This is a genomic window from Pseudomonas sp. PONIH3 (assembly GCF_002934345.1).
Taxonomy (GTDB): Bacteria; Pseudomonadota; Gammaproteobacteria; order Pseudomonadales; family Pseudomonadaceae; genus Aquipseudomonas; species Aquipseudomonas soli.
Genome location: NZ_CP026386.1, coordinates 699,309 through 712,115, shown reverse-complemented (window position 1 = coordinate 712,115; position 12,807 = coordinate 699,309). Strand labels below are relative to the sequence as shown.

The 12,807-nt window shown below is 64.4% G+C and carries 11 protein-coding genes; 3 read left to right on the top strand and 8 right to left on the bottom strand.

Features of this window, described 5'->3' with window-relative positions; translation table 11 throughout:
- The first annotated feature begins 245 nt into the window (after window positions 1-245).
- Window positions 246-1,955 (top strand): sulfatase-like hydrolase/transferase, encoded by a 1,710-nt coding sequence (locus tag C3F42_RS03125; RefSeq protein ID WP_038706032.1) that lies wholly within the window; start codon window positions 246-248, stop codon window positions 1,953-1,955.
- Window positions 1,956-1,957: 2 nt separating this feature from the next.
- On the opposite strand, the gene C3F42_RS03120 is transcribed toward C3F42_RS03125, so the two are convergent.
- Window positions 1,958-4,192 carry a TonB-dependent siderophore receptor gene (locus tag C3F42_RS03120; RefSeq protein WP_256586261.1) on the bottom strand — a complete coding sequence of 745 codons (2,235 nt, stop codon included), beginning with the start codon at window positions 4,190-4,192 and terminating at the stop codon, window positions 1,958-1,960.
- Between the two features lie 107 nt (window positions 4,193-4,299).
- Window positions 4,300-5,247: a LysR substrate-binding domain-containing protein gene (locus C3F42_RS03115; protein ID WP_046855778.1), complete on the bottom strand. Its 948-nt coding sequence runs from the start codon at window positions 5,245-5,247 to the stop codon at window positions 4,300-4,302.
- A 146-nt stretch (window positions 5,248-5,393) separates the two neighbouring features.
- On the opposite strand from C3F42_RS03115, the gene C3F42_RS03110 reads away from it, so the two are divergent.
- Both C3F42_RS03110 and C3F42_RS03105 read left to right on the top strand, forming a co-directional pair.
- Window positions 5,394-6,770 (top strand): L-serine ammonia-lyase, encoded by a 1,377-nt coding sequence (locus tag C3F42_RS03110; protein ID WP_094011231.1) that lies wholly within the window; start codon window positions 5,394-5,396, stop codon window positions 6,768-6,770.
- Window positions 6,771-6,884: 114 nt separating this feature from the next.
- Complete coding sequence (locus C3F42_RS03105; protein WP_104443951.1) at window positions 6,885-8,192, top strand: serine/threonine transporter; 1,308 nt, start codon at window positions 6,885-6,887, stop codon at window positions 8,190-8,192.
- Between the two features lie 72 nt (window positions 8,193-8,264).
- Here C3F42_RS03105 and C3F42_RS03100 read toward each other — a convergent pair whose 3' ends face one another.
- From C3F42_RS03100 to C3F42_RS03080, 6 genes are all read right to left on the bottom strand, one after another.
- Window positions 8,265-8,720 carry a DUF1842 domain-containing protein gene (locus tag C3F42_RS03100; RefSeq protein ID WP_023631249.1) on the bottom strand — a complete coding sequence of 152 codons (456 nt, stop codon included), beginning with the start codon at window positions 8,718-8,720 and terminating at the stop codon, window positions 8,265-8,267.
- A gap of 19 nt (window positions 8,721-8,739) precedes the next feature.
- Entirely contained in the window at window positions 8,740-9,153 is a 414-nt protein-coding gene (locus C3F42_RS03095; protein WP_256586260.1) for a DUF1842 domain-containing protein, read from the bottom strand.
- Window positions 9,134-9,334 carry a DUF1842 domain-containing protein gene (locus tag C3F42_RS29770; protein WP_256586259.1) on the bottom strand — a complete coding sequence of 67 codons (201 nt, stop codon included), beginning with the start codon at window positions 9,332-9,334 and terminating at the stop codon, window positions 9,134-9,136. Before C3F42_RS29770 ends, C3F42_RS03095 begins: the two co-directional genes overlap by 20 nt.
- 262 nt (window positions 9,335-9,596) lie before the next feature.
- Window positions 9,597-10,274 (bottom strand): DUF3313 domain-containing protein, encoded by a 678-nt coding sequence (locus tag C3F42_RS03090; protein WP_094011261.1) that lies wholly within the window; start codon window positions 10,272-10,274, stop codon window positions 9,597-9,599.
- Between the two features lie 130 nt (window positions 10,275-10,404).
- Window positions 10,405-11,700: an FAD-binding oxidoreductase gene (locus tag C3F42_RS03085; protein WP_104443950.1), complete on the bottom strand. Its 1,296-nt coding sequence runs from the start codon at window positions 11,698-11,700 to the stop codon at window positions 10,405-10,407.
- 13 nt (window positions 11,701-11,713) lie between these two features.
- Window positions 11,714-12,802, bottom strand: coding sequence for a polyamine ABC transporter substrate-binding protein (locus tag C3F42_RS03080; RefSeq protein WP_023631637.1), 1,089 nt, complete (start codon window positions 12,800-12,802; stop codon window positions 11,714-11,716).
- Between the last annotated feature and the right edge of the window lie 5 nt (window positions 12,803-12,807).

Below are 12,807 nucleotides of genomic sequence, written 5' to 3'. Positions count from 1 at the left end.
CAACCCGTTTCCAATCCGTGTGTTAGCGAACATAGCTAGTGGCAATTGGCCGTTCGGCGAACCGATGAACGGTCCAATCCAGCGTAATAAGCGGGTTGTGGACGATAGAGATAATCAACAACAGGTTGCGAGAGGTGCCAGATTCCGGTGTCGGTATGTCGTCGGAATTTTGACTTTTCTGCGTTGTGGTTTGTTTCACAGCTGCTACGGTTTGAGAAGAATTCCATGACCGGAGTGGCCGAAACATGCGCGGATGGATCAAGTTTTTACTGCTGTTGGTCTATCTGGCCAGCTTTCATGCCTATTACCGTGAGCGCATAGAAGCGTTGGGTATTGGCGTGCCGCTAGTGTTGTACTTGGGCGTGTTCGCGGTACTGGCCGTGGCGTTGCTGCTGGCGGCGTTCACTCGCCCAGGGTGGCTGCGCTGGGGCTTGGCCTTGGCGTTCACGATCAGCGCGATCTTCCTTGATGCTTATGACCGCATCACCGATTCGTACCTGACCTATAGCGCCTTCGTCTCCATGGTCTATGCGGGTGGTTTCGTGCAAGAGGCGCTGCAGCAATATCATTACGCCATAACCCTTGCAGCGGCACGGGCGCTGCTGTTGCTGCTGGGCATTGGCCTGCGCCCCGGGCCGACGCCGAAGCTGCCGCGCCTGCTGCCACCACTGGCGCCGGCACTGGCCTTGCTGGCGCTGGTCGCCATCCTGTTCGTGCGGGCCGGTGAGGGGGCCCGCGGGCTGCCGGTGATGTACACGCCGCTGGCCTACCTGAGCCTGTTCACCTACGAGACCCTGCAGGACCATGTCGGGCCACGCCAGCCCGTGACCCTTGCCCAGTCAGGCCGGCCGATGGCGCGGGACATCGTGCTGCTGATCGACGAGAGCATCTCGGGCAACTACCTGGACCTGAACACCCCGGCCGGGGTCCCCAGCCATCTGGCCCAGGCCCAGCCCGGCGTGCAGATCGTCAATTTCGGCTACGCCGCCTCCATTGCCAACTGCAGCGCCGACACCAATGTCACCCTGCGCTATGGCGGCACCCGCGCCGACTACCTGCGCATCAACTCGACACTGCCATCGATCTGGCAGTACGCCAAGCGCGCGGGCCTGGAGACGGTGTACATCGACGGGCAGCGCACGGGTGGCAATTTGCAGAACCTGATGACCGAAACCGAGAAGCGCGATATCGACCAGTTCATCCAGTTCGACGACACCCCCGTTGTGCAGCGCGACATGGCGGCGCTCGATCGGCTGGTTGTGCTGCTCAAGGATGCCAAGCCGCACCTGATCGTGGTGAACAAGGTCGGCGCCCACTTCCCGGTGCACGACAAATATCCGGACGACTTCCTCAAATACCAGCCCGCGTTGCCCCGGGGCCACTACGTCGATATCGCTGACACCGGCACCCGCGACGGTTTCGATGGCCGCCCGCAGGACTGGGTGCTGTACCGCAATGCCTACCAGAACACCGTGCTGTGGAGTGTCGGCGAATTCTTCCGCCGCCTGTTCGCCGAGGCCGACCTCAGTCAGGCCGTGGTGTTGTACACCTCCGACCATGGCCAGGACCTGCATGAGCGCGGCAACCCAGGGCTGAACACTCATTGCGACAGTGACCCGGTGCCGGAGGAGGGCCTGGTACCGCTGGTGGTGATCCAGGGGCAGGGCCTCAGGACACTGGATTGGGAAGGCAACCTGGCGGTGAACCGTAATGCCTCCAGCCATTACAACCTGTTCCCCACAATGCTGAAGCTGATGGGCTACGACGACAAGGCGGTCAGCGCGCTCTACGGGCAGTCGCTGGACATGCCGACCGACGATCCGTTCACCTTCAACGTGCGCTTCAATGCGCGCCTGGGGGCTAAGCCGGATTTCCGTCACATCGACCTGGGCCAGGTGGTCACCCCCGCCAGTGTCCTGGCGGGGCAACCGATGCCGGTAGGCAAGGCGGACTGACGTCAGAAGTCGATGCTTGCGGACAGCTGCACGGTGCGCGGCGCGCCCAGGCCCAGGCTGGTGAGCAGCGGCATGCCCCAGTAGGCCTTGTTGGTCACGTTCTCCACCGTGCCACGCAAAGTCACCGGGTGGTCGGCCACCTGCAGCCGGTAGCGGGCACCGACGTCGTAGATGGTGTAGCCGGGAGTCGACTGGCTGTTGTCGTCGCTGATGTACTGCTTGGACACGGCCGTGGCGTTGGCGGTCAGGGTCAGGCCTTCGAGTACCGGGGTATCCCATTCCACGCCCAGCTTGCCCTGCAGTTTTGGCTGGCCGGTGGCGGTCTTGCCTTGCTCGGCGGGGTTCTCGGCCTTGGTCACCTTGGGATCGAGACGGGCCACGCCGCCCATCAGGCGCACATCGGCCACCGGTGTGCCGAAGAAGCTCCACTCGAGCCCGCGGTTACGTTGCTCGCCGCCGAAGGAGAACACTTTGGTTACCGGGTTGGTGAAGCTGCTGGGGCGTTCGATCTGGTACAGGCTCAAGGTGTGGGCGAAGTCACCGAGGTCGAGCTTGATGCCGACTTCCTTCTGCTTGGACTTGTACGGGGCGAACACCTGGCCGGCGTTGGGCGCGGTAAGCGGGGCGACGGCGCCTTTGCTCAGGCCTTCGATGTAGTTGGCGTACAGTGACACCTCGTTGGTGACCTTGACCAGCACCGCCGCCGCCGGGGTGGTGGCGCTTTCGTTGTAGCGACTGGTTTGCGCGCCGGTGTCGACATTGAAGCTGTCGGTCAGCACCTGCTGGCGGCGCACGCCCAGGGTGAGTTGCAGGCGCTCGTCGAAGAACGACAGGGTGTCGGCCAGGCCGTAGCTGCGCAGGCGTGATTCGGTGTGGGCGATGGCGGGGTAGCTCCTGGCGGCCTCCGGGCCCCAGACCGGGTGGTAGATGTTGGTGATCCACTCGGCCCCCGGAACGTTGCGCCGGCCATAGTCGCGCTGCTTGTCCGAGTAGTGCGTGGCATTGAGCGACCACTGGTGGCCGACGCCGAAAGTGTCGAAATGGCCGCGCAGGCCGGCTTCGCCCGAGGTCTTCTCCAGGTCGATCTTCAACTGGCCCATGCGCGTCTCGAAGTCGCCGGCGGTGTTGAGCACTTCTGCGAGCATGGTGCCGCTGTACTTGTAGTCGGTCTTGCTGGTGCCGGCCGCGGCATAGGCCATGAGGTTGTCGTTGAGGTCATATTCACCGCGCACGATCACGCCCTTGTCGCGGGTCTGGACGAACCCCCAGTCCGGGTTGAGCAAGGTGTCGGACTTTGGCGGCCTGGGCACGGGCACGCCTGCGGCCAGGCCGATGCCGCGGTTCTGGCCCCTGACCCGGTCCTCGCTTTCGTACAGGTCGGCGGACAGCCGCGCGCGCTCGCCACGCCAGTCCAGGCCCAGGGCATTGAGCTCGGCCTTCATGCGCTGGTGGGCGGTGGCGGTGTCGCCGTCGCGGTAGACGCTGTTGAAGCGCACGCCGAACTGTTGTTCCTCCCCGAAGCGACGGCCGACGTCCAGATGCCCGCCGAACTGCGCGTCCGACATGTAGGTGCCGGTGATCCGCGTCAGCGGTTCGGCGCCCGCGCGTTTGGGCACCAGATTGATGCTGCCGGCCACCGAACCGCCTGGCGGCATGCCGTTGAGCAGGGCGGACGGGCCCTTGAGCACCTCGACGCGCTCGAACATCTCGGGCGAGATCCGGTAGTAGGGCGCCATGCCGTACAGGCCACCGATGCTCACGTCACTGATGTTGGAGTTGAAGCCGCGGATCGAGTAGTTCTCGCTGTAGGTGCCCTTGAGGCCGTTGCTGAACACCGACGGATCGGTGGCGGCGATCACATCGGTGATGGTCTGGGCCTGGGTGTCCTCGATGTACTTCTCGGTGTAGCTGATGGTGCTGAACGGCGTCTCCATGAAGTCCTTGTTGCCCAGCAGCCCGACCCGGCCGCCCGAGGCCACCTGGCCACCGGCGTAGACCGGCGGCAATGCACTGGGGGCGTCCAGGCTGCCCTCGATTCGCGTCTCAGTCAGCTCCAAGCTGCCGTTGGTCTGGCCCTGTCGGGATTTTTCCACTTCCTCGGTCTGCGCCGCAGTCACGTCCATGGACACGCCGCCCAGGCCAAGCAGCAAGGCCATGTGCACGGCGGTGAAAGTGCGATTGAGGTCGAAGTGGGGCACAGCCGGCTGCTGCGCCGGGCTGACACGTTGTTGCGACATGCTGGATTCCTTTCGATTCGCAAGTAAGTGAAGGCATTCACTAGGGATTCCGAATCAGAAAGGTAAAACCTCAATGCTAATCGTTATCATTCCAGGAGGTGTTGGTCTTAAGTCGCCGGCAGTGCCAGTGGGTGCATGGCGCGAAAGCTCTGCGCCTCTTCCACCAACCAGTCATGCACCGCCCGCGCCCCAGGCTGGCTCAACCCGCCCGGGGGATACAGCAGCACATAACGCTTGTGGTTGGCGATCGGCACCCCGAACGGCACGATCAGCGCGCCGCGCTCCAGTTCGTCGTTGAGCAGGGTGCGCCGGGCGATGGCCACGCCGACACCGGCGATGGCGGCCTCGATGGTCAAGTGGTTGCGGTTGAACGTGTGCCCACGGCGCACGTCCAGCCCACTGGCGCCGATGCCGTCGAGGTAGAACTCCCATTCGGCGTATTCCGAGCTGCCGCGCCAGGCGGTGATGTCATGCAGCAGCGGGTAGTGGGCCAGGCCGGCCGGCCCGTGCAGGGGCGGGCGACCACGCAGCAGGGCAGGTGAGCACACCGGGAAGATCTGCTCGTCGAGCAGAGGCGTGGAGAGCATCCCCGGATAGCTGCCATCGTTGAGGTCGATGGCCAGGTCGAAGTCTTCCGGGTGCAGCGCCTGGTTGCTGTCCTCGGCCACCAGGCGCAGTTCGATGTCCGGATAGCGTTGCTGGAAGCGCGGCAGGCGCGGGGTCAGCCACTTGGCCAGGAACGAGGGAATCGAACGCAGGCGCAAGGTGCCGCGGATCTCGCCGGCATCCAGGCGCAACAGCTCGGCCTCGATGCTGCCGTAGGCTTCGGCCACGGTCTGCGCCAGGCGTTGGCCTTCGGCGGACAACTCGACGCCGCGAGCACGGCGCAGGAACAGACGAAAGCCCAGGCGCTCCTCGAGCTGCCGCATCTGCTGGCTGACCGCTCCGGGGGTGATGTGCAGCTCTTCGGCGCAGCGGGTGAACGACAGGTGTCGCGCCGCACAGGAGAACACGTGCAGCCAGACGAACACCTGGCCATTCAATGGCCCTTTCATTGTTTAGTCCTGCTAAAGGCTTGTGTAGGAAGTTTCGTTGGTCAAGCTGGCCTGAGCGCGGCAGTATCGCGCAACTTGGCAATACCGCTCAAATTTTTTGGAGAGCCGTGGCGTGTCGCAGATCGCCGCCACGGTCAGGCATTAGCATGGCTATCAGTGTTTTCGACCTTTTCAAGATTGGCATCGGCCCGTCCAGCTCCCACACCGTCGGCCCCATGCGCGCCGCGGCGACCTTTGCCCAGGCCCTGCGCGAGCGCAGCTTGCTGGCCCAGGTTCGGCGGGTCGAAGTACGTCTTTATGGCTCGCTGTCGGCCACCGGGGTCGGGCATGCCACCGACCGTGCCTGCCTGTTGGGGCTGATGGGCCAGTGGCCGGACCGGATCGACCCGCACAGCATCGAGCCACGCATCGACCAGCTGATGCAGGAGCAATGCCTGATGCTCGACGGCAGTCATCCGGTCGACTTCCAGTTCAGCCGCGACATGCGCCTGCTGGACGAAAGCCTGGCCTACCATCCCAATGCGATGACCCTGGAAAGCTTCGACGAGCAGGGCAGCCAGTTCAGCCAGACCTATTTTTCAGTGGGCGGCGGCTTCATCGTCGAACAAGCTGAGATCGATGCGCCTTCGAGCGACGAAGGCCTGGTCGAACTGCCTTACGAGTTTTCCAGCGGTGCCGAACTACTGGCCCTGTGCAAGGCCCACAACCTCAGCGTCAGTCAGTTGATGCTGGCCAACGAGTGCGCCTGGCGCCCGGAAAATGAAGTCCGCGAAGGCCTGTTGAAGATCTGGGCGGCGATGGGCGAGTGCGTCGACAACGGCCTGCGCAACGAAGGCATCCTGCCGGGCGGGCTCAAGGTCAAGCGCCGGGCGGCGCGCCTGCACCGCAGCCTGCAGGAGGTGGGCAAGCCGAACGTGATCGGCTCGACCCTCAGCGCCATGGAGTGGGTCAACCTGTTCGCCCTGGCGGTCAACGAAGAGAACGCCGCCGGCGGGCGCATGGTCACCGCGCCCACCAACGGCGCAGCCGGCATCATCCCGGCGGTGCTGCACTACTACATGAAATTCAACCCCGGCGCCTGTGACGACGATGTGGTGGCGTTTCTCCTGGCCGCTGCCGCAGTGGGCATCCTGTGCAAGAAGAACGCTTCGATTTCCGGCGCCGAAGTCGGTTGCCAGGGTGAAGTGGGCTCGGCCTGCTCGATGGCTGCCGCAGGGCTCGCCGAGGTGCTTGGCGCGACCCCGCCGCAACTGGAAAACGCCGCTGAGATCGCTTTGGAGCACAACCTCGGGCTGACCTGCGACCCGGTGGGGGGGTTGGTGCAGATCCCGTGCATCGAGCGCAATGCGATTGCCGCGGTGAAGGCCATCAACGCCGTGCAGATGGCCTTGCGTGGCGACGGCGAGCACTTCATCTCCCTCGACCGGGTGATCCGCACCATGCGCGATACCGGCGCGGACATGCACGCCAACTACAAGGAAACCTCCCGCGGCGGCCTGGCCGTCGCGTTCGTCGAGTGCTGAAAAACAAGCGCTGACTGCGTGGAGGCGGGCGTGCTCCCACAACGTGCCGCAAAACCTGATTGAACCTGCAACACCCGCTGTACCTGCGACAAAAACAACTACAAGGCGATACCCATGACTGATGTACAAAGCACCACGAGCGTTCGTGCGCATTCGGCTGCCCCGGCTTCGGCCAGTGGCTCGACCACCTGGAACCGCCACGACACTACCTGGGCCCTGGGCCTGTACGGCACGGCGATCGGCGCCGGCACCCTGTTCCTGCCGATCAATGCCGGGGTCGGAGGCTTCTGGCCGTTGCTGATCCTGGCACTGCTGGCCTTCCCCATGACCTTCTTCGCCCACCGCGCCCTGACGCGCTTCGTGCTGTCCGGGCGCAAAGGTGGCAACGAGGACATCACCGAGGTGGTGGAGGAGCATTTCGGCGTGGGTGCCGGCAAGCTCATCACCTTGCTGTACTTCTTCGCCATCTTCCCGATCCTGCTGGTCTACAGCGTGGCATTGACCAATACCCTGACCAGCTTCTTCGAGCACCAGCTGCACATCGGCGCGCCGCCCCGAGCGCTGTTGGCATTACTGCTGATCTGCGGGTTGATGATCGTGGTGCGCTGCGGCCAGCAGATCATCGTCAAGGCCATGAGCGTGCTGGTGTATCCCTTCGTCGCCTCCTTGCTGCTGCTGGCGCTGAGCCTGATCCCCAACTGGAACGGCGCTTTCTTCGCCCAGGCCAACGAGGGCATCAGCGCCTCGAAGCTGTTGCTGACCTTGTGGCTGGCGATTCCGGTGATGGTGTTCTCGTTCAACCATTCGCCGATCATCTCGGCCTTCGCCGTCGACCAGAAGCACCGCTATGGCCATGATGCCGACCGCAAGAGTGGCCGGACCTTGGCCACGGCCCATGTGATGATGGTGCTGACAGTGATGTTCTTCTGCTTCAGCTGCGTGCTGGCCCTGAGCCCGGCGGACCTGGCTGCGGCCAAGGCGCAGAACATCTCGATCCTGTCGTACCTGGCCAACCACTTCCAGACCCCGGTGATCGCCTTCGTCGCGCCACTGATCGCGCTGGTGGCAATCACCAAGTCTTTCCTCGGCCACTACATCGGTGCCAGCGAAGGCTTCCAGGGCATGATCGTCAAGAGCCTGCGCGGGCGCGGCAAGACCTGGCCGGCCAAGCGCCTGGAGCGCGCCACCGCGTTGTTCATGCTGGTGACCTGCTGGGCGGTGGCGACCATGAACCCGAGCATCCTCGGGCTGATCGAGAGCCTCGGTGGGCCGGTGATCGCCTGCCTGCTGTTCCTGATGCCGATGTACGCGGTACAGAAGGTACCGGCGTTGCGCCAGTACTCGGGCAAGCTGTCCAATGTGTTCGTGGTGCTGATCGGCTTGATCACGCTGTCGGCGATCGCCTACAGCTTCATGGCCTGACCTAAGACGCGGGGCAAGCCCGCTCCCACGTGAACGCGTGGGGGGGAGGACTTGCCCCGCGGACCGTTCAGATCAGACGCTTTCCAGGTGCCTGATCGCGGCCTTCAGGCGCTCCGCTGGTTGCGGTTGATCCTGGTGGGTGATGTCCGGCGCCTTGCGCACGCGGCCATGCTGGTCGACCCAATGGCCGTTGATGAAGTAGCGGTAGCTGGCGGTGCCGGCATTCCAGCCCTGGTCGAGCAAACCCTGCAGGTGGAAGGTCTGGGCAATCTGGCTGAGTGGGCCGCTTGGGCTGCCATCCAGGTGCAGGACAATCGACGGGCTACCCGCGGGCGCGAACGGCAGTTCGCTGTAGCCACCCCACACCTTGGCCTGGAACACCTGAACCGGATGCGTGGCCCGGATGATGGAAGCCCTGCCTGTAACCTTCTTCTGCACGGTATTCACCAGCAGGTCGAGGGTCAGGATCGGTGCGCCGAGCAGCCCGTTGCTGACGTTCAGGCGGGTATGAAAAAGTCCGAAGGACATGCTGATTCTCCTTGTCTGCTCAGGCTTTCTTGGCGGCCTTGGCGGCCGGGCTTTTGGTCGAGGCGAGGGCCTGGTCCAGGGCTTTGCCCACGGCACCGCTGGTCAGATGCTTGATTTGCGCGACATCACCGGTGGCGATCACTGCCTCCACGGTGGCGTTGTGCAGTTCGGCCGTCAGGTCGACGTTCGCCAGGGGCTGGATGCGCTTGAGCTCCAGCACGACGGGTACGTTGTCCACCTCGATCCAGCGCTGGCCGTTGTAGTAGCGGTAGCTGGCCGTGCCTTTCTGCCAGTCCTGGTCGAGCAGCGCGCGCAGTTCGAACTGTTCCGGCGAGTTGGCGTGTGGGCCGCCATGGTTGCCACTCACCGTCAGCAGGATCTTGCCTTCGCTTGGCGGCTGCACGGTGAGGTAGCTAATAGGTGCCCCAGACATCCAGCGCCAGATCCAGCGGTGGATTGGTGGTCTGGGTGATCAGCGCGTGGCCGTTGACGCTGCGGTCTGGCGTGTAGACCAGCAGGTCGAGCTGCAGGCGCGGGGCACCTGGCGCGTTGGTACCAATGAGGTAGGACACCGGGAAAAGACCTTCCGACGGTGCGAGCAGCGATTCAGACATGATTGCCTCCGTTGCATTCGATGAATGAAAAACCAATAGCCATTGCGGCGCAGGCGGGCGAAGCGGCGGAGGAGGTGGGAGACCGGGCGGGGAGAACAGGCTTGCCCGGTGCGAGCAGCTGTTGGCAGCCGGCTTGTGCAGCCATCCCTGGTACGCGGTGCCGCCTGCCTGGCAGCCCGCTTGAGTTAAGCAGGCCGGCCAGGCAGTGATGGCATTTTTACAGCATGGCCGACGGGCGGTCGCGCATTGACCATTTGGTCACTTACTTGGCTTTCTGCTGCAGGGCCACGAAGCTGCGGCGCATGTCGCTGGCCCAGCCATCGAGCACCGGTTTGACGTCGTTCAGGGTCAGCTGCGTGGTGTCGTTCTCCAGGTCCTTGCCACTGCCCTTGCGCACCACCTGGGCCAGCACATTCTGGCTGGCGCCATCGAGGAAGGCCGCTTCCACGGCGATGTCCACGGCCTGGTCGCGGCCTCCGGCGGCGGTATTGACCGCTGCGGCGACCAGGGCGATGGGGATCACTTCATAGGGCTTGAGGCCTTCGGTGCTGGTAGAGACCGCAGTGATCGCCGGGCGCACCACGATGGTATTCGGGCCGGGCTCCTTGACCAGGGTAAGCACGCTGCCCAGTTCGCGACGCATCGCTTCGTTGAAGTAGCGGGTGATCTCTTGCAGGGTCTGCGCCGAGATCACGTTGGTCGGCTGCGGCTTTGGGTAGAACTGGCTCGGTTCTATGAACACCTTGGTGTACTGGCTGGCCTTCACGTCCGGGTCGATCCAGCGCATGACCGGCGCCCCGGAGATGCTTTCGGCCGGCTTCAGGCGGCTGTAGTCCTTGAGAAACCCGGAGTAGTCCTTGGGATCGACCCGGTTGCTGGAGCAGGCAACCAGGGCCAGCAGAGCAGCGCACAGCAGGGTAGTGCGAGGCAGGTGCTTCATGATGACGAGGTCCATGAGGGAAGGGGCCAGAACAACGCTAGCAGGTGGTGGGCCGAAGGCCAGTTTCCGGGTCTTTGATGGGCTGTGTAGTAACCCCAAGTGACGCTGAATCACAGGCATTACAGGGCCGTCATCCCAGCGCCTCGCGCAAGCGATACCACAGCATCCCCAGCGCCAGCAGCGGCGAGCGCAGTGCCTTGCCGCCGGGGAAGGTCAGGTGCGGCACCGCGCGGAACACATCGAAGCCGTGGCTTTGCTCGGTGGCGATGGCTTCGGCGAGCAGTTTCGCGGTCCAGTGGGTGACGTTCAGGCCATGCCCGGAGTAGCCCTGGGCATAGAACACGTTGGGGTGCTGGCTGAGCCGGCCGACCTGGGGGAAGCGGTTGGCGGTGATGCCGATCATGCCGCCCCACTGGTAGTCCAGGCGCACCTCGGCCAGTTGCGGGAACACCTTGAGCACCTTGGGCCGCATGTAGGCACCGATGTCCTTGGGGTCACGGCCGGAATAGTGGCAGGCGCCACCGAACAGCAGGCGGTTGTCGGCGGTCAGGCGGTAGTAGTCCAGGCCCACTTTCTGGTCGCACAGCGCCATGTTCTGCGGGATCAGTGTACGCGCCAGGTCTTCGGGCAGCGGCTCGGTCGCCACCACGTAGCTGCCCGCCGGCAGCACCTTGCCAGTCAAGCGTGGCTCTAGTTCGTCAAGGTGGGCGTTGCAGCCGAGTACCAGGCTCTGCGCGCGCACCTGGCCGCGGGCGGTGTGCAGGGTGACCGTACTACCATGTTCTATGCGCAGTACCGGGCTCTGCTCGAAGATGCGCACTCCCAGGCCATGGGCGGCGCGGGCTTCGCCCTGGACCAGGTCGAGCGGGTGCAGATGGCCCGAGCCCATGTCGACCAGGCCGCCGGCGTACAGGTCGCTGGCGACGATCTCGTGCATGCGCTCAGGGCCGACCAGGCGGGTCTCGTGCGGGTAGCCCAGTTCGGCGAGGTCGCGTTGCTCGTCCTCGAATGCGGAGAACTGGGCAGGGGTGTTGGCCAGCTCGCAGAACCCCCAGCGCAGGTCGCAGTCGATGCCATATTGCGCGATACGGCGGGCGACCAGCGCCACCGAGTCGATCCCGGCCTGCTTGAGGTAACGCACGCCGTCCTGGCCGACGTGCCGGGCAAAGCCCGAGACGTCATGGCCGATGCCGCGGATCAGTTGCCCGCCATTGCGCCCGCTGGCGCCCCAACCGATGCGGCGAGCCTCCAGCAGGATCACCGAGAGGCCGCGTTCGGCCAGCTCCAGGGCTGCGTTGACCCCGGTCAGGCCACCGCCGACCACGCAGACATCGGCCTGCAGGTCCTGGTCGAGCGCGGGGTAGGTCGCCGCCTGGCGCGCCGAGGCGGCGTAGTAGGAGGCAGTGTGTTCAGTCATGTGAGTCATGGGTGTGCTCGGCTCAGCGATTGGACTTGATCTTGCTCCAGGAGCGGGTCATCTGCCGCAGGATCGGCGGGCTCTGCATGCTCGAGACATACAGTTTGTCCAGCACCTCCTGGGGCGGGTAGATCTCGGGGTTGTCGACCAGCGCCGGGTCCATGTCGGCCTTGGCGTCAGGGTTGGCGTTGGCATAGCCGACCGTGGCACTGACCTTGGCGATCACCTTGGGGTCGAGCAGGTAGTTGATGAAGGCCAGGGCCTGCTCGGGGTTCTTGGCGTCCTTGGGGATGGCCAGCAGGTCGAACCACAGGTTGCTGCCTTCCTTGGGAATGCTGTAGGCGACCTTGACGCCGTTGCCGGCCTCTTCGGCGCGGTGCGCGGCCTGCAGTACGTCGCCGGAGTAGCCGAAGGCGATGCAGACATCGCCATTGGCCAGGTCCGATACGTACTTGGAGGAATGGAAGTAGGTGATGTACGGGCGCAGCTCCAGCAGGCGGGCCTCGGCTTTTTTGTAGTCATCGGCCTTCTCGCTGCGCGGGTTCATTCCCAGGTAGTTGAGCATGGCGGGGTAGAGCTCGTCGGGCGAGTCCATGAACGCCACGCCGCACTGCTTGAGCTTCTTCAGGTTCTCGGCTTCGAACAGCACGGCCCAGGAGTCGATCCTGTCGATGCCCAGCACCGCCTTGACCTTGTCGACGTTGTAGCCGATGCCGTTGGTCCCCCAGAGGTACGGTACGGCGTACTGGTTGCCCGGGTCGTTCTGCTCCAATTGCTTGAGCAGTTTCGGGTCCAGGTGCCGCCAGTTCGGCAGCTTGCTGCGGTCCAGCGGCAGGAACGCGCCGGCCTGGGCCTGGCGCGCGAGGAAATGGTTGGAGGGCACGACCACGTCGTAGCCGGTGCGCCCGGCAAGCAGCTTGCCCTCCAGGGTTTCGTTGGAGTCGAACACGTCATAGACCACCTTGATCCCGCTGCTGGCCTGGAAGTCGGCCAGGGTGGTGTCACCGATATAGTCGGTCCAGTTGTACACGCTCACCGTCGGCTGGGCCTGGACGGCTGCGCCGAACAGCAGGGCGAAGGTTGCGGGGATCAAAGCTTGCGGATGACGCATGTCGA